Source organism: Variovorax multivorans (assembly GCF_051216835.1).
In the GTDB taxonomy this organism is placed as follows: Bacteria; Pseudomonadota; Gammaproteobacteria; order Burkholderiales; family Burkholderiaceae_C; genus Variovorax.
In genome coordinates, this window is record NZ_JBPJZL010000008.1 from 1 (window position 1) to 23,321 (window position 23,321).

General features: G+C 65.8%; 23 protein-coding genes, 1 tRNA gene and 1 pseudogene. 13 read left to right on the forward strand and 12 right to left on the reverse strand.

Annotated elements, in window-relative coordinates; genetic code table 11:
- Nucleotides 1-114: 114 nt before the first annotated feature.
- Nucleotides 115-645 (reverse strand): annotated as a pseudogene (gene radC / locus ACSFCA_RS21620) (RadC family protein); the annotation flags it as partial.
- Between the two features lie 109 nt (nt 646-754).
- Between radC and ACSFCA_RS21625 the strand changes: the two are divergent.
- Genes ACSFCA_RS21625 through ACSFCA_RS21635 form a run of 3 tightly spaced genes read left to right on the forward strand, consistent with a single transcriptional unit; the run spans nt 755 to nt 3,125 of the window.
- Nucleotides 755-1,198, forward strand: a complete 444-nt coding sequence (locus ACSFCA_RS21625) for an FKBP-type peptidyl-prolyl cis-trans isomerase (protein WP_258353346.1) — start codon at nt 755-757, stop codon at nt 1,196-1,198.
- Nucleotides 1,195-2,163 carry a 4-hydroxy-3-methylbut-2-enyl diphosphate reductase gene (ispH, locus tag ACSFCA_RS21630; RefSeq protein ID WP_435461140.1) on the forward strand — a complete coding sequence of 323 codons (969 nt, stop codon included), beginning with the start codon at nt 1,195-1,197 and terminating at the stop codon, nt 2,161-2,163. The genes ACSFCA_RS21625 and ispH overlap by 4 nt, the downstream gene beginning before the upstream one ends.
- A complete protein-coding gene (locus tag ACSFCA_RS21635; protein ID WP_258353348.1) occupies nt 2,160-3,125 on the forward strand; it encodes a threonine/serine dehydratase in 966 nt (321 codons plus the stop codon). Before ispH ends, ACSFCA_RS21635 begins: the two co-directional genes overlap by 4 nt.
- Before the next feature lie 7 nt (nt 3,126-3,132).
- Here the strand turns inward: ACSFCA_RS21635 and ACSFCA_RS21640 are convergent, their stop codons facing one another.
- Nucleotides 3,133-3,534 carry a VOC family protein gene (locus ACSFCA_RS21640; protein WP_435461141.1) on the reverse strand — a complete coding sequence of 134 codons (402 nt, stop codon included), beginning with the start codon at nt 3,532-3,534 and terminating at the stop codon, nt 3,133-3,135.
- A gap of 61 nt (nt 3,535-3,595) precedes the next feature.
- Between ACSFCA_RS21640 and serS the strand changes: the two genes are divergently transcribed.
- Nucleotides 3,596-4,927, forward strand: a complete 1,332-nt coding sequence (gene serS / locus ACSFCA_RS21645; protein ID WP_093057963.1) for a serine--tRNA ligase — start codon at nt 3,596-3,598, stop codon at nt 4,925-4,927.
- Nucleotides 4,928-4,985: 58 nt separating this feature from the next.
- Nucleotides 4,986-5,075: transfer RNA gene (locus ACSFCA_RS21650), tRNA-Ser, on the forward strand.
- Between the two features lie 121 nt (nt 5,076-5,196).
- Here ACSFCA_RS21650 and ACSFCA_RS21655 read toward each other — a convergent pair.
- The 4 genes from ACSFCA_RS21655 to ACSFCA_RS21670 all read right to left on the reverse strand — a co-directional run bounded on the left by ACSFCA_RS21655 (nt 5,197) and on the right by ACSFCA_RS21670 (nt 12,565).
- A complete protein-coding gene (locus ACSFCA_RS21655) occupies nt 5,197-6,246 on the reverse strand; it encodes a porin (protein WP_435461142.1) in 1,050 nt (349 codons plus the stop codon).
- A 137-nt stretch (nt 6,247-6,383) separates the two neighbouring features.
- Entirely contained in the window at nt 6,384-7,355 is a 972-nt protein-coding gene (locus tag ACSFCA_RS21660) for a Bug family tripartite tricarboxylate transporter substrate binding protein (protein WP_435461143.1), read from the reverse strand.
- Nucleotides 7,356-7,484: 129 nt separating this feature from the next.
- Nucleotides 7,485-8,354 (reverse strand): OmpA family protein, encoded by an 870-nt coding sequence (locus ACSFCA_RS21665; RefSeq protein ID WP_435461144.1) that lies wholly within the window; start codon nt 8,352-8,354, stop codon nt 7,485-7,487.
- Between the two features lie 32 nt (nt 8,355-8,386).
- Complete coding sequence (locus ACSFCA_RS21670; protein WP_435461145.1) at nt 8,387-12,565, reverse strand: ESPR-type extended signal peptide-containing protein; 4,179 nt, start codon at nt 12,563-12,565, stop codon at nt 8,387-8,389.
- A gap of 438 nt (nt 12,566-13,003) precedes the next feature.
- Between ACSFCA_RS21670 and ACSFCA_RS21675 the strand changes: the two genes are divergently transcribed.
- The gene (locus ACSFCA_RS21675) at nt 13,004-13,831 is read left to right on the forward strand and encodes a DUF7822 domain-containing protein (protein ID WP_258353354.1); all 828 of its coding nucleotides are present in this window, start codon (nt 13,004-13,006) and stop codon (nt 13,829-13,831) included.
- Here the strand turns inward: ACSFCA_RS21675 and ACSFCA_RS21680 are convergent, their stop codons facing one another.
- The 6 genes from ACSFCA_RS21680 to flgA all read right to left on the reverse strand — a co-directional run bounded on the left by ACSFCA_RS21680 (nt 13,832) and on the right by flgA (nt 17,778).
- Nucleotides 13,832-14,623 (reverse strand): 4'-phosphopantetheinyl transferase family protein, encoded by a 792-nt coding sequence (locus ACSFCA_RS21680; protein ID WP_435461146.1) that lies wholly within the window; start codon nt 14,621-14,623, stop codon nt 13,832-13,834.
- A gap of 279 nt (nt 14,624-14,902) precedes the next feature.
- Complete coding sequence (locus ACSFCA_RS21685) at nt 14,903-15,742, reverse strand: winged helix-turn-helix domain-containing protein (protein WP_435461147.1); 840 nt, start codon at nt 15,740-15,742, stop codon at nt 14,903-14,905.
- A 50-nt stretch (nt 15,743-15,792) separates the two neighbouring features.
- The gene (locus ACSFCA_RS21690) at nt 15,793-16,215 is read right to left on the reverse strand and encodes a YadA-like family protein (protein WP_435461148.1); all 423 of its coding nucleotides are present in this window, start codon (nt 16,213-16,215) and stop codon (nt 15,793-15,795) included.
- 5 nt (nt 16,216-16,220) lie between these two features.
- Complete coding sequence (locus ACSFCA_RS21695; RefSeq protein ID WP_435461149.1) at nt 16,221-16,679, reverse strand: flagella synthesis protein FlgN; 459 nt, start codon at nt 16,677-16,679, stop codon at nt 16,221-16,223.
- Nucleotides 16,676-17,011, reverse strand: coding sequence for a flagellar biosynthesis anti-sigma factor FlgM (gene flgM, locus ACSFCA_RS21700; protein WP_435461150.1), 336 nt, complete (start codon nt 17,009-17,011; stop codon nt 16,676-16,678). The genes ACSFCA_RS21695 and flgM overlap by 4 nt, the downstream gene beginning before the upstream one ends.
- Nucleotides 17,012-17,085: 74 nt before the next feature.
- The gene (gene flgA / locus ACSFCA_RS21705; protein WP_435461151.1) at nt 17,086-17,778 is read right to left on the reverse strand and encodes a flagellar basal body P-ring formation chaperone FlgA; all 693 of its coding nucleotides are present in this window, start codon (nt 17,776-17,778) and stop codon (nt 17,086-17,088) included.
- A gap of 219 nt (nt 17,779-17,997) precedes the next feature.
- Here flgA and flgB point away from each other — a divergent pair, with 219 nt between their 5' ends.
- Genes flgB through ACSFCA_RS21740 form a run of 7 tightly spaced genes read left to right on the forward strand, consistent with a single transcriptional unit; the run spans nt 17,998 to nt 23,205 of the window.
- Nucleotides 17,998-18,408, forward strand: a complete 411-nt coding sequence (flgB, locus tag ACSFCA_RS21710; protein ID WP_258353361.1) for a flagellar basal body rod protein FlgB — start codon at nt 17,998-18,000, stop codon at nt 18,406-18,408.
- Nucleotides 18,409-18,432: 24 nt separating this feature from the next.
- A complete protein-coding gene (gene flgC / locus ACSFCA_RS21715; protein ID WP_093057951.1) occupies nt 18,433-18,855 on the forward strand; it encodes a flagellar basal body rod protein FlgC in 423 nt (140 codons plus the stop codon).
- Nucleotides 18,856-18,905: 50 nt separating this feature from the next.
- Complete coding sequence (locus tag ACSFCA_RS21720; RefSeq protein WP_258353362.1) at nt 18,906-19,589, forward strand: flagellar hook assembly protein FlgD; 684 nt, start codon at nt 18,906-18,908, stop codon at nt 19,587-19,589.
- A gap of 49 nt (nt 19,590-19,638) precedes the next feature.
- Nucleotides 19,639-20,859, forward strand: a complete 1,221-nt coding sequence (gene flgE / locus ACSFCA_RS21725; protein ID WP_093057949.1) for a flagellar hook protein FlgE — start codon at nt 19,639-19,641, stop codon at nt 20,857-20,859.
- 43 nt (nt 20,860-20,902) lie between these two features.
- Complete coding sequence (flgF, locus tag ACSFCA_RS21730; RefSeq protein WP_435461152.1) at nt 20,903-21,649, forward strand: flagellar basal-body rod protein FlgF; 747 nt, start codon at nt 20,903-20,905, stop codon at nt 21,647-21,649.
- Nucleotides 21,650-21,703: 54 nt separating this feature from the next.
- A complete protein-coding gene (gene flgG, locus ACSFCA_RS21735; RefSeq protein WP_093077317.1) occupies nt 21,704-22,486 on the forward strand; it encodes a flagellar basal-body rod protein FlgG in 783 nt (260 codons plus the stop codon).
- Nucleotides 22,486-23,205 carry a flagellar basal body L-ring protein FlgH gene (locus ACSFCA_RS21740; RefSeq protein ID WP_435461360.1) on the forward strand — a complete coding sequence of 240 codons (720 nt, stop codon included), beginning with the start codon at nt 22,486-22,488 and terminating at the stop codon, nt 23,203-23,205. Before flgG ends, ACSFCA_RS21740 begins: the two co-directional genes overlap by 1 nt.
- Nucleotides 23,206-23,321: the final 116 nt, after the last annotated feature.

The window sequence follows — 23,321 nt, forward strand, 5'->3', positions numbered from 1 at the left end:
CGCGAACTCGCCGACCTGCGCCGAAATGCCAAGCCAAAGCTGGTTTCAATACGTAAATAGACGAATACGGGGGTCACAGGCTCCCCCGTGTTGACACCCTCGAAATCAACATAATGGATGGTTGTGCGCCAGCACCACGGCCGCGGCCTGGTGATGGATGGCGCGCGTGACGACCTCGCGCGGATACACGCTGGTTTGCGTGAGCGTGCCGCGGAACATTTCCTCCAGCGCGATCATGCGGTGCTGCACGTCGAGGAACACCACCGCGAACACTTCATAGGGGCATGAGCCGATGTGCAGCTGCAAGTATTGCTTGACCGCGTCGGGCGAGTCGAACACGGCGCGTTCCTTGAGCTTTTCGCCCATGGCGCGACGTGCCAGCTCGAGCACTGCGATCAGCTCGGAGCGCTTGGCGCTGCCGCCCATGCCCTTGACGGCCTTGAGGTCTTCGGCGCCGGTGTGCAGCAGCCCCGAGAGCCCGCCGAAGCGTTCGAGCAGTTGCTGCGCCAGCTGCAGCACGTTCTTGCCCGCCACACCGGTGCGCAGCAGCAGGGCCAGCAGCTCGGCATCGGCCAGCGCGGACGCTCCCCGCGAGATGAGTTTTTCGCGGGGACGGGCGTCTAGGGGGAGATCCTTGAATGACATGAAACCCTGGGGTGAAACCTTGGCGGAGCCGGGTGGAAGCCCCGGTCCTTAAAATGAGGCCCAGTTTATCGGGACACCCACCTTGTCTTTGCCCACCTCCGCTGCCCCCATGTCCCAAGTCGTGACTTCCGGCTCCTTTCTGACCCTGCACTACCGGCTGGCCGGCCCGGCGGGCGACATCATCAATACTTTTACCGACAAACCCGCGACCCTGTCACTCGGCACCGGCGAGCTTTCTCCTGCCATGGAGCAGCGCCTGATGGGCCTGGAAGAGGGCACGCACGCCACCTTCGAGCTGCCCGCCGGCGAGGCTTTCGGCGACCGCAACCCCGACATGCAGCAGTGGGTGGCCAGGAAGCTGCTCGCGCAGATGGGCGACCCCGACGAGCAGTACGCCGTTGGCGACGTCGTGCAGTTCCCCACGCCCGACGGCACCGGCAGCTACGCCGGCGCGGTGATCGAGTCGAACGAGACCGGTGTGCGCTTCGACTTCAACCATCCGCTGGCCGGCCAGCCCGTCACCTTCGAAGTGAAGCTGATCGGGGTGCTATGAACTCCGAGATATCAGAAGTCATCCTGGCCGAGCCGCGCGGCTTCTGCGCGGGTGTCGACCGCGCCATCGAGATCGTCGAGCGTGCCATCGCCAAGTTTGGCGCGCCGATCTACGTGCGTCACGAGATCGTGCACAACACCTACGTGGTGAACGAGCTCAAGGCCAAGGGTGCGATCTTCATCGAGGAACTGTCCGACGTGCCTCCCGGCGCCACGCTGGTGTTCAGCGCGCACGGCGTGAGCAAGGCCGTGGAGCAGGAGGCGCGCGACCGCGGCTTCGAGATCTTCGATGCCACATGCCCGCTGGTGACCAAGGTGCACGTCGAGGTGGCCAAGCTCGCGAAAGAGGGCTACGAGTTCATCATGATCGGCCACAAGGGTCACCCCGAGGTCGAGGGCACGATGGGGCAGCTTTCGAGCGGCATCCACCTTGTAGAGGACGTGGGTGACGTGGCGAAGGTTTCGCCGGCGCAGACCTCCAAGCTGGCGGTAGTCACCCAGACCACGCTGAGCGTGGACGACGCCGCCGAGATCGCCGCCGCGGTGCGCGCGCGCTTCCCGGAAGTGCGCGAGCCTAAGCAGCAGGACATCTGCTACGCCACCCAGAACCGCCAGGACGCGGTGAAGATCATGAGCCCGCAGGTCGACCTCGTGATCGTGGTCGGCAGCCCCACCAGCTCCAACAGCAACCGGCTGCGCGAGCTGGCGCAGCGGCTGGGCACCGAGAGCTACATGGTCGATTCGGCCGAAGAACTCAAGCCCGAGTGGTTCGAGGGCAAGACGCGCATCGGCCTCACGGCCGGTGCTTCGGCCCCCGAAGTGCTGGTGCGCGAGGTGATCGATCGCGTGCGCGCGTTCGGCGCGGTGTCGGTCCGCAAGATGGACGGCATCGAGGAAACCATCAAGTTTCCGCTCCCCAAGGGCCTCAAGCTCGACGACATTCCGCCTCCAGGACACATCTCTTGAACGACACGAAAACAACCGACTGGCGCTCTGAAATAGACAGCGCCGCCCGAAGGCTGAGCGAACGCGCCGGCCATTTCCTGCGCGAAACCCCGCTGTGGAAGCTGCCGGCAAGTGCCTTCGGCATCGCGGTGCCAGGCGCGGAGGTCTGGCTCAAGCTCGAGCACATGCAGGTCAGCGGCAGCTTCAAGGCGCGCGGCATGATGAACCGGCTGCTGGCCAACGACATTCCGCAAAGCGGCGTGGTCGTGGCTTCCGGCGGCAATGCGGGCATTGCCACGGCGGCCGCTGCGCGCGCGCTGGGCGTGCCTTGCCAGGTGTTCCTGCCGGGCGTGTCGCCCGAAGCCAAGCGCGCGCGCCTGCGGGCGCTGGGGGCGGAAGTGGTCGTGGTCGGCGAGCTGTATCCCGACGCGCTAGCCGCCTGCCTGACGCGCCAGAAGGAATCCGGCGCCTTGCTCACGCATGCCTACGACCAGCCCGAAGTGGTGGCCGGCGCCGGCACGCTTGGCCGCGAGATCGAGCAGCAGGGCGGTCTGCCCGATTCGGTGCTCGTGAGCGTGGGCGGTGGCGGCCTGATCGGCGGCCTCGCCGGCTGGTTCGAGAAGCGCGCCCGCGTGGTGGCGCTCGAACCCGAGAAGGCGCCCACGCTGTTCCGCGCCCGCGAAGCCGGCGAACCGGTCGATGTGGAAGTGAGCGGCATCGCGGCCGATTCGCTCGGCGCACGCCGCATCGGTGCCATTTCCTGGGAGATCACGCAGCAGCAGGTGCAAGACGCACTGCTGCTGTCCGACGAATCCATTCGCGCGGCCCAGCAGTGGCTCTGGAAAGAGCTGAAGCTGGCGGTGGAGCCGGCCGCAGCGCTGCCGCTGGCCGCACTGCAGACCGGCGCCTACGTGCCGCGCGAAGGCGAAAAGGTGTGCCTGATCGTCTGCGGGGCGAACGTCGATCCTGCGACGGTCGCCTGATCGGTTCTTACTTTTCGCAGTTGACCATCCAGGCGACGCCGAACTTGTCGGTGAGCATGCCGAAGCCCGTGGCCCAGAACTGTGGGCCATAGGGCATCGTTACTTTGCCGCCTTCGGCCAGCGCGTCGAACAGCTTCTTGCCCTCGTCGATGTTATCGGCCTGCACCGATAGCGAAAAGCCCTTGTAGCCCTCGAAGGGCCACTCGGGTGGGGCATCCGAGGCCATCAGCTTGTGGCCGCGTGCCTCGAGCGTGGCGTGCATGATCTTGTCCTTGTACGAGGCCGGCGTCTGGGCGCCTGCAGGGCTTTCGCCGAAGGTCATGCTGAAGACGACCTTGCCGTCCAGTGCCTTGGCGTAGAACGCGAGTGCTTCGGCGGCATTGCCGTTGAATGTCAGATAGGCTTCCATCGTTTTTCCCTTCGAGGTGGGTCAGTGGGACCGCGATGCTACGCCCACCTAAAATCACCCCATGCTTGACATCACCCTGCTCCGCAAAGACTTGGCCTCCGCTGTGGCCGGCCTCGAAAAACGCAAGAAGAACCAGCCGTACCTCGACGTGTCGGCGTTCACCGCGCTCGAGGCCGAACGCAAGACGCTGCAAACCCGCACCGAGGAAATCCAGGCGCGCCGCAATACGCTGAACAAGCAGATCGGCCCGCTCAAGGCCAAGGGCGAGTCGGTCGACGCGCTGATGGCCGAGGTCAATGCGCTGAAGGCCGAGCAAGAGTCGCAATCGAAGCGCCTCGAAGAAATCCAGCCTGAGTTGCACGCGCTGCTGCTCGCCGTGCCCAACCTGCCGCACGCCAGCGTGCCGGTCGGCGAGGACGAGACAGGCAACGTCGAAATGCGCCGCTGGAGCCCGCAAGGCGGCGCCGGCGCCAATGCCACGCCGCTGGCCTTCGCGCCGAAGGACCACGTCGACCTGGGCGCGCCGCTGGGCCTCGACTTCGAGATGGGCGCCAAGCTCGCGGGCTCGCGCTTCACCGTCATGAAGGGCCCGATTGCCCGCCTGCACCGCGCGCTCGCGCAGTTCATGCTCGATATCCAGACCGAGAAGCACGGCTACAGCGAGTGCTACGTGCCCTACATCGTCAATGCCGCCACGCTCAGCGGCACCGGCCAGCTGCCCAAGTTCGAAGGCGACCTGTTCGCCGCGAAAAAGGGCGGCCAGGACGGCGAACCCGCGCCCGACCATTCGGCGCTGTACCTCATTCCCACCAGCGAAGTGCCGCTGACCAACTTCGTGCGCGACGAGGTGGTGGCCGAGTCGCAATTGCCGATCAAGCTCACGGCCCACACGCCGTGCTTCCGCTCCGAAGCTGGCAGCGCGGGCCGCGACACGCGCGGCATGATCCGCCAGCACCAGTTCGACAAGGTCGAGATGGTGCAGATCGTGCACCCCGAGAAGAGCTACGACGCACTCGAGCAGATGACCGGCCACGCCGAGGCCGTGCTGCAGGCGCTGGAACTGCCGTACCGCGTCGTGCTGCTGTGCACCGGCGACATGGGCTTTACCGCCGGCAAGACCTACGACCTCGAAGTCTGGCTGCCGGCGCAGGACACCTACCGCGAGATCAGCTCCGTCTCGAACTGCGAGGCCTTCCAGGCGCGCCGCCTGCAGGCACGTTTCAAGAACGCGCAGGGCAAGAACGAACTCGTGCACACGCTCAACGGCTCCGGCCTCGCGGTCGGCCGCACGCTGGTGGCCGTGCTGGAAAACCACCAGAACGAAGACGGCTCGATCAACGTGCCTGCGGCGTTGCGTCCGTACCTCGGCGGGCTCGAAGTTCTGCGCGGTTGATCGCAGGGGCTTAAAAAGCCCCATTTTTGTCTGCTAGAATCGTAGGCTCGACAGCACCGGAGAGGTGGCAGAGTGGTCGAATGTACCTGACTCGAAATCAGGCGTACTAGCGATAGTACCGAGGGTTCGAATCCCTCCCTCTCCTCCAAATACGCTTGCAAGCGGTTGATTGCTAAAGGCCTTCTGGCTTTTCACTCTTCTGCTGGCAAAGCCACTATCAAAAGCCGCAGTGATTTTTCACTGCGGCTTTTTTCTTGCAACTGACCCAATCAGAAGTTGTGCGAAATGCCCAACTGCAACCCGCGCGCTGCGCGTCCCGGCGTGGTGGCCGGCGCCGAGTCGGCAACGGTGTAGGCCGCATTGCCACGATTGCGGACGAGCGAGTAGGTGCCGTACAGCGCGGTGCGCTTGCTGAGGTAGTGCACGTAGCCGACGGCATATTGCGTCGCGTCGTCGCTGTCGAGGCCCGGCCCGGAGCGGTTGGAGCGTGCCACCGAGGCCTTGATCACGCCCGGGCCGACCGGCACGCTCAGGCCCAGCATCACGTTGACCTGCCTGTCGCCCTCGGTCTTTTGCCGGTAGTAGTTCGCGTAGAGCTTTGCGAGCCCGAAGTCGTAGGTGCCGCCCAGGCTCGCCACGCTGTAGTCGTTGGGGCCGACCGGTGTCACGCCGTAGGCGGCCGCGACATCGACGGTGCCGTTGGTCCAGCCCAGCCGCCCGCCGCGGTAGCGGGCACCGTCCTCGCCTTCGGGCAGGGCGTACATCGCCTGGCCGTAGAAGCCGCCCAGGCCCTTGGGCAGGAAGTAGCCCACGGAGTTGTTGGCCCGCGCCAGCGTGCGCGCACCGCCCAGGCCGAAGGGCCAGCCTTCGACGATGTTGGCCGAGCCGCCGACGCCCACGGTGCCGAAGGGCGAGAACTGCGAGATGTTCCAGAACGTGGGCGTGTAGTCGCGCCCGAGCCGCAACTCGCCGAAGCTGTTGTGCGACAGGCTCACCGTCGAGCGCCGGTGGAAGCCGACGCCCTGAACCTCGCCCGTGTCGGGCAGCAGTGCCATTTCCAGCCAGAAGCTCGCGGCCAGCCCGCCGCCCAGGTCCTCCGTGCCGCGAAAGCCGAGCCGGCTGGGGAAGATGTTGCCTCCCTGGTCCATCGATTTGACGGAGCGCCCGTCGCTTTTCGTGTACGTGAGGTTCATGTCCAGCGTGCCGAAGAGCTGGACGCTCGATTGCGCTGTCGCGCCGGCGCTGGCGGCGATACAGAGTGCGCCCGCAATGGTGTGCGGCAGCCGGCGGCGAAAGGGTAGGGTGGTTGTTGTCTTCATGCGTGTCTCCTCGTTGTAGAAATGGCGTGCAGAAATGGCGCGTGTTGGCGCGCGGTGCTTGCGCTGCAAGCACCGCGGCGTGAAAACCTCAGAAGAAGAATGGGGAGCGGCGTTTGTTCAGCCGCGCCGGGGCATCGTCAGTCGATGCGGATGCCCTTGGCCTTGATCAGCCGGCCCATGGTCTGGGCCTCGCGTTCGATGATGGCGCGGGTGTCGGCGGAATTGGTCGTCATCGGCTCCAGCCCGGCATCGGCGATCTGCCGCGCCATCTCCGGCGAACGCGTCACGGTGGTGATCGCCCGGTTCAACTGTTCGACGATGGCATCGGGCGTGCGTGCGGGCACCCAGAAGCCGAGCCAGGTCGACACGTCGTAGCCGGGATAGCGCTCGGCTACGGTCGGCACGTCGGGCAGTGCCGCGCTGCGCTGGCTGCCGGTATAGGCCAGGGCCTTCACCCGGCCCGCCTTGATGTTCGGCAACGCCGAGATTGGAGGCTCGAAGCCCAGCATTACCTGCCCGCCGATCACATCGGGCATGGCACCCTGCTTGTAGGGAACGTGCAGCATCTCGATGGACGCCGCTTCCTGCAGCAGTTCAAAGCCAAGGTGCGATGTGCTGCCGGAGCCGTAAGACGCGAAGCTCACATGACCCGGCTGGCGCTTGGCCAGTGCGACCAGTTCTTCCGTGTTGCGCGCGGGCACTGCGTTGTTCGCCACGATGAAGGAGCCGCCCTTGAGCGCCTGCGTCACCGGCACAAGGTCTTCCTTCGGGTTGTAGGGAAGCTTCGAGAGAAGGAACGGTGTCATGGTGAACGGGTTGCTCGTCGAGAACAGCACCGTGTAGCCGTCGGGTGTTGCCTTGGCCACTGCGTCCGTGCCGATGGTCGACAGTGCGCCCGGTTTGTTCTCCACGATCACGGGCACCTTCAGCAATCGCGAGAGCTGGTCGGCATAGCTGCGCGCGAAGATGTCGGAGCCCACGCCGGGTGGCGTTGGCGTCACGATCTTGATGGCTCGTTGGGGCCAGGGCCCGTTCTGTGCAAACGCAGCGCCCATGGTGCATTGCAAGCCGGCGGCCCATAGAAAAGCCAGAGTGGTGATCCTCTTCATATGTCTCGTCTTCTGATAGTTGTGGGCGCATCCTAGGGAGACAAATCCATATCTGGAAATACTCATTCAAGATGCTTTTTTATACCTCCTTCGTATTGATGAATGAGTAAGCGAGGCCCGCCGAAGAGTTCATCGCTGCGCGAAGACCTCGATCTCGACGCGGCGGTTCGGAGCAAGACAGTCGATCAGTTCTGCCCGCCGTGTCTGCGCGCATTGCACCTTCGGTTCCGATTCGCCCTTGCCCTGCACCTGCATGTTCTGCGCGGACACGCCGGCCTGCACGAGGTAGTCGCGTACGGTGTTGGCGCGCGCCAGCGAGAGTGCCTGGTTGTAGGTGCTGCTGCCGAGCCGGTCGGTGTGGCCAGTGACCCTGATCGTGTCCACTGACTTGACGCTGCCCTTGATGTCGCTTGCCAGTGCGTCCAGCTTGCGTCGCCCTTCAGGCAGCAAGTCGGCCAGCGAGCGGCCGTCGAAGCGGAAGAGGCCGTCGGCGCCGAGCGTCGTCTTCGCAGGAGCAACCGCCGGCTGAGCGGCCGCGGCAGATCTCGTCACCACGGGTGGCCTGAGCACATCCGCGCAGCCCGGCCCCTTCCAATACATCCCGTTGGTCAGCACGTCTGCATTGAAGCGAACCATGTACTGGCAGGTGATGTACTCCGGGCCCGCGCCCGTGCGGAAGTGAAAGATGTAGTTCCATTCGCGCACGCCGCCCAGCCCTTCGCTGAAGTGCGGAAAGCTCAGCAGCTCGCGCACCTGGTCCTTGCCCAGGCCGGTGCGCATGTTGCGCAGGGCCTCGATGCTCGGGAACGCGCCCTGCTGCCATTTGGCCGAGTTCAGTGCGGGAAAGTCGTCGTCCTTCGGTGGGGGCGGGTTCTCCGCAGCGGCCCGGGCCTGCATCTCCGGCGTGATGGTGTAGCTCGGGCTGGCGCAGCCGCCGGCCAGCAGTGCCGCGAGGCAGAGAACAGTGAAAGGGGTCTTGGCTTGAAGAAGCTTGTTCATGATGGAGTTCGTCCAGTTCATTCGTACGGCGATCAGTTGAAGACCCATTCCGCGCCCACGGTGGCGCCCACGCCGGCACGGCTGGTGGCCACGCCGCCGGTGATGCTCCAGGCATTGTTCTCGGATGTGCGCCGGAAACTGACGCCCACCGCGCTCTGGCCCTTGAAGGAGCCCGCGCCGATGCGCATGACCGTCTTGCCCGGAACGTAGCTTCCGGGCATCTGCAGCGCCATGGCCGCGGCAACGCCTGCATAGGCGTTCTTCTCGACTCCGTCGAGGCGGTCGCTGAGGGCGTTGATGCGGTTGTTCAGGCCGCCGCTGACCGCATTGAGCTGATTGACGTTGACCGCGTCGGTGCCCGCCACGCCCGGCGCCACGTTGTGCACGGTGACGGGGCCGGTGGCATTGCTGCCGCCCATGGTCACGCTGTTGTAGTTGGTCGTACCGTCCGCGTTGGTGTCGTACTTGACCGTCGACTGGTCGATCACTGCCACCTGGCCTTGCACGCCCCGCAGTTGCGAGACGTTGACCGCGTCGCTGTCGGCCGTGCCCGCGGCCACGCCGGTGATCTGCCGGAACTGGCCGTTGGCCGCATCGCCCACCGACACGGCCGCCAGCGTGCTGGTGGTCGCGCCGATGGCAATGCGCTGCGCATCTGTGGCGGTGGGCGGCACATAGCCCGCCACGCCTGCAGCAGTCGAAGCTACCGAGCCAGCCCCCAGCGCCACGCCGCCGGCCTGCGTCACGCTGGTGCCCGCACCCAGCGCCACGCCCTGCACCGCGGCGGCCGACGACTGCGTGCCCAGCGCGATGGAGTCGGCCAGGTGCGAGGTCGCACCCTGGCCGATTGCAATGCCGCCCGGTGCGCTCTGCTGCACGATGGCGCCATTGCCGATGCCCACGCCGTTGTTGCCGTTGACCACGGTCTGCGGGCCGACCGCCACCGACTCCGCGCCGATGGCCAGCGAGTCGGCCGCGGTGGAGTTGGCGTGGAAGTACTGGATGGGCGTGACCGCGAACGACTGCAGCGCGCCGCTGAGCTGGCGCACCGTGACGGCGTCCTGCGCCTGGGTGCCGTCCGCCACGTTGGTGATCTGGCGGTAGGTGGTGGCACTGCCGACCGAGAGGGCGCCAAGCAGCGTGCGGTCGGTCGTGTTGAAGGGGATCAGCGAACTGCCTGCGGGAATGTTGCCTGTGCTGCCTGCGATCGCGCGGTCGGAGACGGAACCCGCGCCGAGGGCGACCCCGCCGTTGACGGTCGAGTTGGCGTCCTTGCCCACGGCGACAGCGTCGGCAGCCTGCGCGCCGAGGTTGTCTTCATTGCCGCCACCGGTGGATTGGACGCTGAAGTACCTGATCTTGTTGGCAGTGACGGTGGTGCTGAGGTCCTCGATCGACTGATTGGTTGCGGACAACTGCGAGCCGTTGATCGCATCGGTCGAGCTGCCGGAGATCCGGCCGGCCGCCACGTTGGTGATCGTGCGCTCGCCGCCGAACGTGCCGACGCTGACAGTGCCCACCGGTGCAATGCCCTGGAAGTTGTAGACCGTGCCGTTGATCGTCGTGCTCGGCGTCGCCACTGCCGTTGCCGTGACCGAGCCCGCGCCCAGTGCCACGCTGTTGGCGGTGCCGGCCGTGGCGCCCAAACCCATGGCCACGCTCGAGGCACCTGCGGCCGTTGCGTTCTTGCCCGATGCGATGGCATCGGCGCCGGTAGCGCCGTCGTTGGCTTCGTTGCCCCCGCCTGTGGAGTTGACCTGGTAGTACCTGGTCTTGCTGCCGGCCACCGTGGTGGTCAGCTGGTCGATATTCACGGCATCGGTACCTGCCACGCCGGGAGCCACATTGGTGATCACCTTGCTGCCGGCGTCGATGCCGGTCAGCGTCACGCTCGGACCGCCCACGATGGTCAGGCCGTTGTTGTCGATCTTCGTGTTGCCGGTGGTCACGGAATTGAAGGTCGGATCCGCCACCACATCGACCCTGATCTGGTTGCCCGTGCGCGTGACGGTCGTGTTGCTGCCGTTGGCGAAGTCCGCGGTCCCGCCCGGCGCAATATTTTGCGGCGCCCCGCCGTTGGCGCTCAGGTTCCACCCCTTGCCCGCCGTCGTTGCCACGTCGGCGATCGCCGAGTTGGTGGCGGACAGCTGCGAGCCGTTGATGGCATCGGTCGAGGTGCCGGAAATCCTGCCGGCCGCCACGTTGGTGATCGTGCGTTCGGCGCCTGCCGAGCCGACGCTGACCGTGCTCGTTGGCGTGGTGCCCTGGAAGGTGTAAGGCGTGCCGTTGATCGTGATGCCAGCGGTTCCCACCGCTGTCGCCGTCACTGAACCCGAGCCCAGCGCCACGTCGCGAGCGTTGTTCGCCACCGCCGTGTCGCCGAACGCTACCGCGCCCGCAGCCAGCGCCTTGCTGGTGCTGCCGATGGCCACGCTGCCCTGGCCGACCACGGTGTTCTGGTAGCCGATGCCGACCGCGCCCTGCGCCGCCGTGCCGGGCACGCTCACGTCCTGGCCGCCGCCGCCGACCTTGTTGGTGTTGCCCATGGCCACGGAGCCGTTGCCGGTGGCGGTGTTGTCCAGGCCATTCGCGATCGCGCCGTCACCGGTTGCGGTGTTCGGGTCGCCGATTGCAACGGCGCCATTGCCGCTGGCGACGTTGCCCGAGCCGATGGCCACCGCCTTGCCACCGGTGGCCCTGGAACTGTTGCCGATCGCGACTGCATCTGCGGAGTCGGCGACGGTGCTGGTGCCCATTGCGATTGCATTGGCTGCAGAGGCCTTGGCGCTGTTGCCGATCGCGACCGCCTGCGCCGCGGATGCATTGGCGAGCGAACCCACTGCGGTGGCGTTCTGGCCGCTCGCAGCCGAGCCGAATCCCAGTGCGGTTGCGCGCGTGACGGTTGCAGCAGCGTTGTTGCCCATCGCCACGGTCCCGTCGGCCGCGGCGTTGGCTCCCGACCCCGCCGCGACCGAGCCGACTCCGCTCGAGAGGGCTTGATTGCCCATGGCCAGCGAGAAATCCGCCGAAGCATTGGCGAGGTTGCCGAGCGCTGCCGAGCTTGTTCCTGCCGCATTGGCCGACGTGCCGATGGCTGCGGCATCGGCGCCTACGGCGTTGCTCCCCCAGCCGCCAGCGAGCCCGCGCAAGCCGCTGGCCGTCGAGCTGACACCGACCGCTGTGGAGTTCGCGCCCGAAGCATTGGCAAAGGTGCCCAGGGCGCTGGCGCCGGCCGCGGTGGCATTGGCGGAAGCGCCGAGCGCGACAGCATTGACGTTGTTTGCGAGCGTGCCCGTCCCCAGCGCCATTGCAGAGGTGCCCGAAGCGACCGCAGTCGGCCCGACAGCCACCGCGCTTTGCCCGGTCGCCTTGCTCTGGAAGCCTATGGCTGAGGCGTTGAGCTGGGACGCCGTCACATCCGTGCCGATGGCAATGGCGCCAACCGCGGTGGCCCCCGTTCCCGCGACGGTACGCGAGCCGATGTAAACAGAGTTCAGCTGGGACGCGATCGACTGGAAGCCGACAGCGATGGCGTTCTGGGCGCCTGCGGTTGCGGTGTTGCCCTGGGCAACGGAATCCAATGCGGCGGCATTTGCCTGGAATCCAAGGGCGAGGCTGCGCAACCCGGTTGCCCTCGCGGTAACGCCGATGGAGGTTGCGTTGTCCCCGCTGGTGAGGGCCTGACTGCCAACGGCGATGGCATTGCCGCCACTCGCGGTCACGTCCGTGCCGATTCCGATGGAGCCCCCGCCCAAGGCGCCCGTGGTGGCCCCGGTGCGGGCGCCCAGATAGATGGAATTGACGCCCGTGGTGTAGGCCTGAAAACCCAGAGAAATGGAATTCTGTGCAGAACTGAGGGCGTTGTACCCCACTGCGAGCCCGCCGAGTTGTTGGGCTTGCGAGAGAGAACCAAGCGCCGTGGCCCCGATCCCCGAAGCCTGGGAGCTGAGGCCCATGCACGAGGCGGTGCTGTTGTACGCGTTGAAGGGTGATGCCGAGCAGTCGACCGACTGCGCCTGCGCCAGCGAGGACCATCCGGCCCCGCCCATCGCCAGCAGCGCGGTCATGAGCCCCGCGCGCAGGCGCCCCGACGGGGGCAATGTAAGCGCGGCACGACTACCGCTGCGCTTGCCGCAGGCGCGAGTGTTTTCCGACGCCGCTACCCAGGCGCCAAGGGATTCGTTCCAGAGCGAGCGATAAGTTGTGTTCATGAGCCCCATCCATCCGTTGGAAAACTACTGAATGGTCGTGAGGCCATTCCACTTTAAGAAACACTTGGAAATCATTATTTCTAAATAAATCTTAGGAGGAAGTCAGGCATTTGCAACTAGTCGTGTTGCATTTTGGAGCCATTGTGTTGAATTGATTTAAATTCTATATTGGATATTGTTAATGAATAGTAATATTAAAATACTAATGAATTAAATGGTTATCACAGTCGCTTTATTTTTTCAATGTAGTTATTTTTCTGAATCACTATTTTGATATCAGTAGCGATAAAAACGTGATGCCACATATTGGTGCATCATTGATTTTGTTGAAGTTTTTTCTTAATTTGCGATTTCCTGTGAATAGTCATTCAACCGGGCCCGCCTCCTAGAATCGGGCAGTAGCGCTCGAACAATGGCGCGCGAATCAGGGAGTTCCAGATGGCCAACCGTTCCTATCTCTACAGCGTCAGCAATCGGCCCGGCTCATATGCCGACCGCCCGGAAACAATTTCGGGCCTGTCCGAATGGCCGTACGACGTTCCGTTCATGTACCGGCTTCTCATGTCGGGCGATCCGCAGTTGTGTGCCTCGCTGGTGTCGGACGGCTTCGATGACGACGAGCCGGAGCACAAGGTCAGGCTCCATGCGATCAGCAGCAGCTTCGACCCGGGCTTCGAGCGCGTGCGGCGTTTCATCGACGTCGTGCGGTCTCTCCTGGCGGCGCAAGCATCGGCGCCCGAGCCACAGCCTGCCGTTGCAGCGCAGCCGGTGTCTTTCCTCGGGCGTCTCAAGCGGCTTGTTTCGCCACAGACGGAAACCGCCCCCGCTGAGCCAGCGAGTGCGTCCACGGCATCGGTGCATCTGCCGGTCTGGCTCGACGAGACGATCGCCTTCCTCGAAGCCCATCGCGACCGCTACCTGCTGTTGGAGACGATCGAGCTCGACACCATGTCCGAGTCAGATGAGGCGGCGCTGCGAGCCTGCGTGGAGCAGGAGATCGCGCGATGCCTGCGCGTGGGCGCCGCCATCGATGCCCTGCCGGCCGACATCGCTGAGGCGGGGCGACAGCTGAAACAGGCAACCACGCAGAAGTGCGCCGCCCCGCTCGACGCCTTTTTCGGGCTGCGGCTGGACGATGACTGTGACAGCACCCGCACTGGCGCCACGGAACACCCGCTCGGCTTGCAGTGGTCGGAGGTGCTGTATTTCGGCCTGTGGAACCGGGCCGAATTCGAGGCGGAGCGCGGTCAGTCAGCCGCTGAGTAGTCAGCTGCCCGCTGACCGGCGCGTCACCGTGCCCTGAAATTCCCCGAACGACGCAAGCAGCGGCGTTGCCTTCCAGCACAAGACTTGCACGTCTTGCGGTTGAGTTCGCTCAAGACAGAGGGCCACGGCATGCGCGTTGTCCGGCTGAAGCTGCCAGAACTGCCATCGCGCCGCGGAATCTTCGAGGCCGTCCTCGAAGTCGATTGCCACGCTGTGGGCACCATCGAAACTGAAGGAAAACCGGTCCAGCGGCAGAGACAGCCCCATTCCGCGCGCCTTGATATAGCTTTCCTTGAGCGTCCAGAGATCCCAGAAGCGTGAAGGCTGAAGCTCGGCCGGAAGCTGCTGGAGTGCCTTCGCTTCCCTGGCGGAGAAGAAGTTCTCCGCAATCTCCAGCGGGGCATTCCTTGCCGTGTGCTCGACGTCCACGCCCACTTCGCGCTCCACCGTCAGCGCCGCCACGATGAGCGATGCGCTGTGCGAAATATTGAAGCGAAGGCGCTGCGCCTGAGGCAGTGCGTTGGCGATCCGCGGGCGCCCATAAGCGTTGTTCTCGAATTGCCAGTCCTTGGGAGCGATGGGCGCATAGCAGGAGAGAAGCGAACGGATCAGCCCCCGCGTCATGAGATACCGGCGCCGGTCCCGGGAGAAGTGAAAGCGCCCGTGCCTTTCGCGCTCTTCGGGCGCCAGCAGAGCCATGCCCTTTTCTTCGCAGGTGGCGTCGTCGTCCTGTTCGGGGACGTACAGGTGCCACAGGTGGACCTGGTGCGAGTCGATCTGCAGTTGTTGCATTCGCAATTCTTGCTCGGGTGGCGCGATCTTCCATGACGCCAGCGTTCTTATTTTCCGGCCTTCAGTTCGGCTTAAGGTTGCCGGCCGATACTCGGGTCGACGGTCTGCTGGCGTTGGTAGAGGTCGCCCAGGCACCCGCCCATTGGTGGCGGTTCCTCGAGGCTGGCGATCGTCACATTTTCAAGCGGCCCCGGTTCCACGCCCGGTATTTCGTCGACGAATGGACGACCCGGCGCCGCCGCGGGGACCGTGGGGACGACTCCCAGGCCTGACAGGTTCCTACGCCCGGGCCTGGGAGGCCCGGGAGATTTCCCCCAGCCAGATCGGCTCGTTCGACGTATCCGGAAAACCCGAGTCGTCCACGGTGCCCGCAATCGGCGAGGCCGGCACATGGCGAAGCTCGTAGCCCCGTCCGTACACCGAGTGCAGCACGAACTCGCTGTCCTTGTGCAGCGACAGCTTTCGGCGGATGTTCGCCACGCAGCAGTCGAGCACCCGGCTCCTGCGCTCGACCTGCGAGTCCATCCATAGCGAGCCCAGCAGCCAGTCGCGCTCCAGCAGCCGGCCGGTATTGCGAAACAGCAGCAGCGCCAGTTCGAACTCGCGCGGCTTCAGGCGGATGTCCTGCCCCTTGTGAACCACCACCTTGCGGCTGCCGATGAACTGGTAGTCGCCGAACAGCGCATTCACCGATGGCGGATGCAGCAGCGTTTCGTTGCGTCGCAGCGCTTCGCGCACGCGCAGCTCCACCTCGAAGTCGTCGACCGGCAGCACTGCAAAGTCGATGCTCGCGCCCTGTGCTTCGGGCTCCGCCGCCAGCAGCACCTCGGCCAGCAGATCGCGCTGCAGTGCGTTGGCAACCAGGAAGACCGGCAGGCGCAGCGCCTTGCACATCGACGTCAGCACCGGCCACGCGCCCTCGTCCTTCAGCACGACCAGCAGCAGGTCGAAGTGGCTGCCGTGCGTACGCGTTACCGCGCGCAGAAAGTCGTCGCTGCTGTCGAAGGGAACCGGCGTGCAGCCCATCAGGCCCAGCCTGTGGCCCCACGCCTGCGCCTGGGCCTCGTCGCAACCCACCATGGCCACCTGGCGCGAGCCGCCGTGAGTGTCGTTGTTCATGATGTCGAAGGCTTCCGTGTGTTGGTGGTGGTGAGGGTGGAAGGGCCGCCTCAGCGGTCGCCCGCGCGCGGCAGCTTCCAGCCGATGCCGGCGTTGAAGCCCCAGTCCCGGCCTGCGTTGGCGATGGCCATGCCCCAGGCCATCTGTCCGTCGTCCGACAGGGTCTTGAAGCCGAGGCTCGTCGCCGTGTAGCCCTTGTAGGTGCCGACGGCCAGGCCCACTGTCTTCTCGCCGGGGTAGAGCGTGGGCACGTACGCAGCCGACATGGCCACGGCCATCGCCGTGCCCGAGTAAGCGATGCGTTCCACGTCGCGCAGGACCGCGGGCACTTGGTTCAGCTGGCCGAGGTTGACCGCGTCGCCCGGCAGGACGCCCGGCGCCACGTTGGTGACAAGCACGCCGTCCGCCGCGCTGGCCACGCCATGCAGGGCGGTGGCGCACAGCCACAGCATGACCAGCAGCCCGACCCGCACGGCGATCAGCCCGCCGCGAGGCGGTTGCCGCTGCCCGCCTGTGTCTTGCGCACGCCGTCCGGTCCGTAGAACAGCTGCGCGCTGGCTTGCAGGAAGTGCAGGGCCTGTTGCGTGAAATCGAGATGTGCGTAGACCAACGAGCCGTTGCGCAGGTTGTGGCCTCTTGCCTGCCCGGCAAGCTCCAGCAGCGCCGCCCAGGCTTGCGCTGCGTCTGGGCCGCCGGCTGCTGCGGCAGCATCGGCACCCATGCGGCCGGGCTCGAAGCCCAGCGCCGCCTGCTGGGCTTCGCGCTGCGTGTCCAGCTCGGCCATGCGGTCGAGCAGCACGGTTTTCTGGCCGGCAATGGCCGCCAGGTCGGTGAACGCGCCGTCCGACATTGCCTGGGCCTCGCGGTCCAGTACCGACAGGAATTCCTCGATGCAGGCAGTCTCGGTGCGCAGGTGGGTCAGCAGGGTGGGTTTCATTCGCTGCCGCCCTTGCCGCTGTTCGGGTCGAGCTTGGGGTCGGAAGCTGGGTCCAGCAGGTCGCGCACGCTTGCCAGCAGGCCGTCGGCGATGCGCTCGGGGCGGATCTGGTAGCGCCCCGCGCGGATGTCCTCGCGGATCGCCGCCACGCGGGCCGCGTCGAAATCGCTGGCAGTGCCCGTGGCGCTGGGCAGCGAATGAACGTGCGCGGAAGCCGGCGCCGCCTCCTTGGGGCGCTGGGCGGCATCGGCGCCGGTCACCGGAGCCGCGGCCGGCGCGGGCGTCGGGCGATGAGGGGGCGTGGCCGAAGGGGCGGGTTGATCGATTTTCAAGGTGATTCCTCAGGGGCTGACCCGTATATCGGCAGCTTGGGCAAGAACTTTAGGCAGGGCGTGCACGAAGCTGCTTACTGGGCGAGCTGGATCTGTCCCTCTTCGTCCGCCACGCCGCTGACCAGCCGCCCGTCGCGGGTCTTGGCCTGCACCACGGCGCCGACGACGGCCCCGGTCATGGCCTTGCCCTCGGTGCTGACGACAAAGCCCTGGCCCTGCGCCACGACCTTCACCGCCTGCCCCTGCTGGATGACGGTAATGCCGCGTACCAGCTCCTTGCGCAGCGGCGCGCCCGGCGCCACCCGGTTGACCGTCACCACGCCAGCCAATTCGGCCGCGCTGGTGATGACCGAGCGCGGCAGCTTCGTGAGGTCGCCGGTGCGCTCGGTAACGTCGCCCGCGCCCAGCGGCCGGCCCGAATCGATGGCGCGCGCGGCCACGAAATAGCTGCCTTCCACCGCCACGTGCGCCTGCACGAAGCGCGTCCACGGCCGCTCCGCCTGGCAGCGAACGCCCACCGACACGCGCCCCCAGGGCGTCGCGCCCGGCGGCAGAAAGGCTTCGGGCGCATCGCAGGCGGGCAGGTTGGAGGTGCTGCGTGCGTCGATGTTGATCGACACCTTGCCCGGCAAACCCGCCGTCTGCACCTGCAGGTATTTCTCGATGACCTTGTTGGCGTCGGCAGTGTCGGCGGCGAACGCGGACGCCGTGCAGGCCACGGCCACCAGTGCCGGCAGGCCGCAGTTGCGAAGCTTGAAAAAGGTCATCGGTGTGTGCAAAAGAATGGCTTGTATAGCGGCGCGTCATGACAAGAGGACGCATGCCGCCGCCCGGAAATTCTAGAAATCCGCCCGCCGATCGAAGGTGCGAGCAGCAGGCGAAAACCCCCTTTGTTCGGGCGATTGCAAACGCGATGCATGCATAGACTCGCTTTCCATCTGTCGCTGCGCTTGCGCATTGGCGACGCCTCAACGGATGGAAAAAAGATGATCGACAAGCTGGATGCGGCGCTTCGTTTCAACCGCGAAGCCCTCAACCTCCGCGCCGAGCGCCAGGAGGTGCTCGCGGCCAATATCGCCCATGCAGACACGCCCAACTACAAGGCGCGCGACTTCGACTTCGGCTCGCGCCTGAGCGAAGCCGTCGAGCGCGGCCGCGCGTCGGCGCAGTCGGTGTCGCTGGCTACCACTTCGTCGCGCCACCTTGCAGGACAGGCGCAAGCCATGTCCGACAAAGACCTGCTCTACCGCGTGCCCAACCAGTCGAGCCTCGACGGCAACACCGTCGAGATGGACGTCGAGCGCATCGCCTTTGCCGACAACGCGCTGCGCTACGAGTCGAACCTCACCGTCATCAATTCGAAGATTAAGTCGCTGCTCTCGGCGATCCAGCAGTAACAAGAAAGAAGAGCGGCCGCCACCATGCCCTTCAACAGCACTTCCATGAACATCTTCAACGTGGCGGGCTCCGCCATGACCGCGCAATCGCAGCGCATGAACGTGACCGCCAGCAACATGGCCAACGCCGAGAGCGTGGCCGGCCCCGACGGCATGCCCTACCGCGCGAAGCAGGTGGTGTTCCAGGTCGAGCCATCGGCATACGGCGCCGGGGACATCGGCGGCGTCAAGGTCGCGGGCGTCATCGAAGACCAGTCGCCGCCGCGGCTCGTGTTCGACCCGAAGAGCCCGCACGCCAACGCCGAAGGCTACGTGGCGATGCCCAACGTCAACGTGGTCGAAGAGATGACCAACATGATCTCCGCCTCGCGCAGCTACCAGGCCAACGTCGAGGTGCTCAACACGGCCAAGACGCTGATGGTCAAGACGCTGTCCATCGGCCAGTAGACCTCTCGCCAGATTCATCAGATCCACCAGAACAGAACAGGCACCACGCCATGGCCATCTCCGACACCTCGTCCATCACCGGTCAGAACGCCACTTCAGCGGCGACCAGCAGCAACGTCTCGAACGAAGACAGCGAGCAGCGCTTTCTCAAGCTGCTCGTCACGCAGCTGAACAACCAGGACCCGCTCAACCCGATGCAGAACGCAGAGCTCACTTCGCAGCTCGCACAGATGAGCACCGTGAGCGGCATCGAGAAGCTCAACAGCACGCTCTCGGGCCTGGTGAACCAGACCAGCTCCAACCAGCTGCTGCAGGCTACCTCGCTGATTGGCTACAACGTGCTGTCGCCGGGCGACACGCTCACCACCAAGGCTCCCGAAGACGGCAAGGAACCTGCCTCGCAGGCCTTTGCCGTGGAGCTGCCCGGCACCGCCTCCGACGTCGACATCAAGATCGTCGACGGCACCGGCAAGGTCGTTCGCACCATCAGCGCCGGTTCCATGACCGAAGGCGTCAACGCCGTCACCTGGGACGGCAAGGACGACACGGGCGCTGTGGTGCCGGCGGGTGCCTACCGCTTCACCGTGGACGCCACCAACGGCAGCGCGACCGTGAAGGCCACCTCGCTCACCTTCTCGCAGGTGGCCGCGGTCAAGCAGGGCACCAGCGGGGTCTCGCTCGAACTGATGACGGGCAACAACATCAGCCTGTCCGACGTGCGGCTGTTCCTCTGAGCTTTTTCCTCAAAACGCATTCAACGCAGCATCGAACCAAGGAACCAACATGGCTTTTTCCCAGGGCATCAGCGGACTCGGCGTGGCCGCAGCCAACCTCGACGTCATCGGCAACAACATCGCCAACTCGGGCACCGTCGGCTTCAAGTCGGCCGCCGCCACCTTCCAGGACGTGTACGCCGGCTCGCGCGTCGGCCTGGGCGCATCGGTGTCGGGCGTGACGCAGAACTTCACGCAGGGCGTGACGCAGTCGAGCAGCCGCCCGCTGGACGTGGCCATCCTCAACGGCGACGGCTTCTTCCGCCTGAGCAGCCCCAGCGGCGAAGTCATGTACTCGCGCAACGGCCAGTTCACGCGCGACAAGGACGGCTACATCGTCAACGCATCGGGCCTGCGCCTCACCGGCTTCGGCGTGAACGCCAGCGGCGGCATCAGCGGCGGCACGCCGGCGGCCATCCAGATCCCGACCGCGGCCATGACGCCCAAGGCCACGACCGGCATCAACGCCGAGTTCAACCTCGACGCGCGCCTCACCACGCCCACCAAGACGCCCTTCAACGCGGCCGACTCCGACACCTTCAACTACTCGAACGCCGTCGGCCCCATCTACGACTCGCTGGGCAACCCGCACGACGTGTCCGTGTACTTCGTGAAGAGCGCCACCCCCGCCAACACCTGGAGCGTGTACGGCACCTCCGACGGCGCGGCGCTCAACGCCGGCGCAGCGCTCACCACGCTGACCTTCGACTCCGCCGGCAAGATGACCGCGCCGGCCAACGGCCAGCTGAACATCGGCCCGATCACCTTCACCAACGGTGCCGCGGCGCTGAGCGCAACGGTCGACCTCTCGGGCACCACGCAGTTCGGCGCGGCCAACGCCATGAGCAAGCTCGCGCAGGACGGCTACCGCTCGGGCGAACTCACCTCGTTCTCGATCAATGCCGACGGCACCATCACCGGCAAGTTCTCCAACGAACAGACCAAGCTGCTGGGCCAGATCGTGCTGTCGTCGTTCGCCAACCCGAACGGCCTTGAGCCCAAGGGCGACAACGTGTGGGCCGAAACGCAGGCCTCGGGCAACGCGCTCACCGGCACCCCGGGCGAAGGCACCAAGCTCGGCGCGCTGCAGTCGGGCGCGCTCGAATCGTCCAACGTCGACCTCACCTCCGAGCTGGTCAACCTGATCGTCGCGCAGCGCAACTATCAGGCCAATGCGCAGACCGTGAAGACGCAGGACCAGGTCATGCAGACGCTGATGAACATCCGTTGACGCGGCAACAGCAACGCAGAACGACTGACACCAGGAGCACCCAGTGGATCGAATGTTGTATGTCGCCATGAGCGGCGCCAAGCAGGTCATGGAACAGCAGGCCTCGGTTGCCAACAACATGGCGAACGTTTCTACGCCGGGCTTCCGCGCGCAGATTGCCAACTTCCGCGCGGTGCCCGTGGTCGGGCAGGAGGCGCCCACGCGCGCCTTCGTGGCGGCCACCACGCCCGGCGCCGACTTCACCCACGGCCCGCTGACCGAAACCGGCCGCGAGCTCGACGTGGCCGTGAGCGGCGAGGGCTGGCTGGTGGTGCAGACGGCCGATGGCGCTGAGGCCTACACCCGCGTGGGCAACCTGCAGATCAGCGCCGACGGCCAGCTCACCACCATGGGTGGGCGCCCGGTGGTCGGCGACAACGGCGCGCTCACCGTTCCGCCCGGCTCCAGCGTGAGCATTGCCACCAACGGGCTGGTGGGTTCGCGTGACGCATCTTCGACCACGCTCACGGGCATTGCCGAAGTTGGCCGCCTCAAGCTGGTCAACCCGCCGGTCGCCGATCTCGAACGCGGCGACGACGGCCTGTTCCGCATGCGCGCCGGCCAGCCGCCCGCCGAGGCCGACGAGGCCGTCACGCTCGTTACCGGCGTGGTCGAGGGCAGCAACGTCAACCCGGTCGAGGCCATGGTGGCAATGATCGCCAACGCGCGCAGCTTCGAGATGCAGATGAAGTCTCTGCAGACCGCCGACACCAACGCGCAGGCCGCCAACAAGCTGCTGGCCTACGGCTGATCCGCTGATCCGTAGCAGCCCGCCCCGCAACACACCCGCAGGATTCTTCAAAAAATGATTCGCTCCCTCTACATCGCCAAGACCGGCCTCGACGCGCAGCAGACGCAGCTCGACGTGGTTTCCAACAACCTTGCCAACGTCGGCACCACCGGCTTCAAGCGCAGCCGCGCCGTGTTCGAAGACCTGGTCTACCAGAACCTGCGCCAGGTCGGTGGCCAGTCGTCGGACCAGACCCGCCTGCCTTCGGGCCTGCAGGTCGGCACCGGCGTGCACGTGGTCGCCACCGAGCGCATCCACTCGCAAGGCAACCTCACCAAGACCGACAAGCCCACCGACGTGGCCATCAACGGCAGCGGCTTCTTCCAGGTGCTGATGCCCGACGGCACCACCTCGTACACGCGCGACGGCTCGTTCCAGACCGACCGCGACGGCCAGCTTGTTACGGCCAGCGGCTTTCCCGTGCAGCCGGCCATCACCATTCCGGCCAACGCCACCAGCATCACCGTGGGCCGCGACGGCATCGTCTCGGTGGTGCAGGCGGGCAGCACGAACACCGTGCAGGTCGGCCAGCTTCAGCTCGCGACCTTCGTGAACCCGACGGGCCTGCAGAGCAAGGGCGAGAACCTGTATGCCGAGACCGACGCTTCCGGTGCGCCCAACCAGGTGAACCCCGGCATCGACGGCGCGGGCGTGCTGAGCCAGGGCTACGTCGAAGCCTCGAACGTGAACGTGGTGGAAGAGCTGGTCAACATGATCGCGACCCAGCGTTCGTACGAAATCAACAGCAAGGCGGTCCAGACTTCGGACCAGATGCTGCAGCGCCTGGCCCAGCTGTGATGTTGCGGTGTGTGCGTCTTCTTCGTGGGAGTGGCGCGGCCGCGAGGGCGCTGCTGCTCCCGATGCTTGCCGCCGCGGTGCTGGCCACCGGCTGCGCGCAGATTCCGCGCGAGCCGCTGGTGCACCAGCCGATGACTGCGCGCGCCGACAACTACGCGGCTATGCAGCCGCGGCGCGCGCCCGGCGCGATCTTCCAGGACGGCCCCGGCGCCAATGCACTGTTCGAAGACCGCCGCCCGCGCAACGTAGGCGACATCCTGACCATCGTCATCAGCGAGAAGGTCAACGCCACCAAGAATTCCGGCGCCAACGCCAGCCGCACGGGCAGCACGACCGGCGTGTTCTCCGCCATTCCCAAGCTCATCGGCGGCCTGCTCGACGGGCAGGGCACGAATCTCTCGGGCACCAACAAACTCGACGCCAAGGGCGGAGCCAACGCCAACAACACCTTCAACGGCGTGATCACGGTCACGGTGACGGATGTGATGGGCAACGGCAACCTGCTGGTGAGCGGCGAGAAGCAGATGGGCATCAACCAGGGCACCGAGTACATCCGCTTCTCGGGCGTGGTGAACCCGCGCACCGTGTCGGGCAACAACACCGTGCCCTCGACGCTGGTGGCCGATGCGCGCATCGAGTACTCGGCCAAGGGCTATATCGACGAGGCGCAGACCATGGGATGGATGCAGCGCATCTTCCTCAACGTCATGCCATTCTGAATATGAAAAACCCCCAGGCTTCGCGCACTTCGTGTCGCTACTCCCCCCCCCTTGCAGGGGGCAACGCCTGCGGCCCGGCAGAGCCGGTTCCGCGGCATTCCACGAATTTTTCGGCT

Bases quoted from the DNA above. Each gene is read 5' to 3' on its own strand.
- ACSFCA_RS21660 (WP_435461143.1), bottom strand. From the start codon at position 7,355: ATGAAGAGGATCACCACTCTGGCTTTTCTATGGGCCGCCGGCTTGCAA.
- ACSFCA_RS21685 (WP_435461147.1), bottom strand. From the start codon at position 15,742: ATGAACAACGACACTCACGGCGGCTCGCGCCAGGTGGCCATGGTGGGT.
- ACSFCA_RS21625 (WP_258353346.1), top strand. From the start codon at position 755: ATGTCCCAAGTCGTGACTTCCGGCTCCTTTCTGACCCTGCACTACCGG.
- flgE (WP_093057949.1), top strand. From the start codon at position 19,639: ATGGCTTTTTCCCAGGGCATCAGCGGACTCGGCGTGGCCGCAGCCAAC.
- ACSFCA_RS21720 (WP_258353362.1), top strand. From the start codon at position 18,906: ATGGCCATCTCCGACACCTCGTCCATCACCGGTCAGAACGCCACTTCA.
- ACSFCA_RS21675 (WP_258353354.1), top strand. From the start codon at position 13,004: ATGGCCAACCGTTCCTATCTCTACAGCGTCAGCAATCGGCCCGGCTCA.
- serS (WP_093057963.1), top strand. From the start codon at position 3,596: ATGCTTGACATCACCCTGCTCCGCAAAGACTTGGCCTCCGCTGTGGCC.
- flgA (WP_435461151.1), bottom strand. From the start codon at position 17,778: ATGACCTTTTTCAAGCTTCGCAACTGCGGCCTGCCGGCACTGGTGGCC.
- ACSFCA_RS21680 (WP_435461146.1), bottom strand. From the start codon at position 14,623: ATGCAACAACTGCAGATCGACTCGCACCAGGTCCACCTGTGGCACCTG.
- ACSFCA_RS21695 (WP_435461149.1), bottom strand. From the start codon at position 16,679: ATGAAACCCACCCTGCTGACCCACCTGCGCACCGAGACTGCCTGCATC.
- ispH (WP_435461140.1), top strand. From the start codon at position 1,195: ATGAACTCCGAGATATCAGAAGTCATCCTGGCCGAGCCGCGCGGCTTC.
- ACSFCA_RS21740 (WP_435461360.1), top strand. From the start codon at position 22,486: ATGTTGCGGTGTGTGCGTCTTCTTCGTGGGAGTGGCGCGGCCGCGAGG.
- flgB (WP_258353361.1), top strand. From the start codon at position 17,998: ATGATCGACAAGCTGGATGCGGCGCTTCGTTTCAACCGCGAAGCCCTC.
- flgG (WP_093077317.1), top strand. From the start codon at position 21,704: ATGATTCGCTCCCTCTACATCGCCAAGACCGGCCTCGACGCGCAGCAG.
- ACSFCA_RS21640 (WP_435461141.1), bottom strand. From the start codon at position 3,534: ATGGAAGCCTATCTGACATTCAACGGCAATGCCGCCGAAGCACTCGCG.
- ACSFCA_RS21670 (WP_435461145.1), bottom strand. From the start codon at position 12,565: ATGAACACAACTTATCGCTCGCTCTGGAACGAATCCCTTGGCGCCTGG.
- flgC (WP_093057951.1), top strand. From the start codon at position 18,433: ATGCCCTTCAACAGCACTTCCATGAACATCTTCAACGTGGCGGGCTCC.
- ACSFCA_RS21655 (WP_435461142.1), bottom strand. From the start codon at position 6,246: ATGAAGACAACAACCACCCTACCCTTTCGCCGCCGGCTGCCGCACACC.
- ACSFCA_RS21665 (WP_435461144.1), bottom strand. From the start codon at position 8,354: ATGAACAAGCTTCTTCAAGCCAAGACCCCTTTCACTGTTCTCTGCCTC.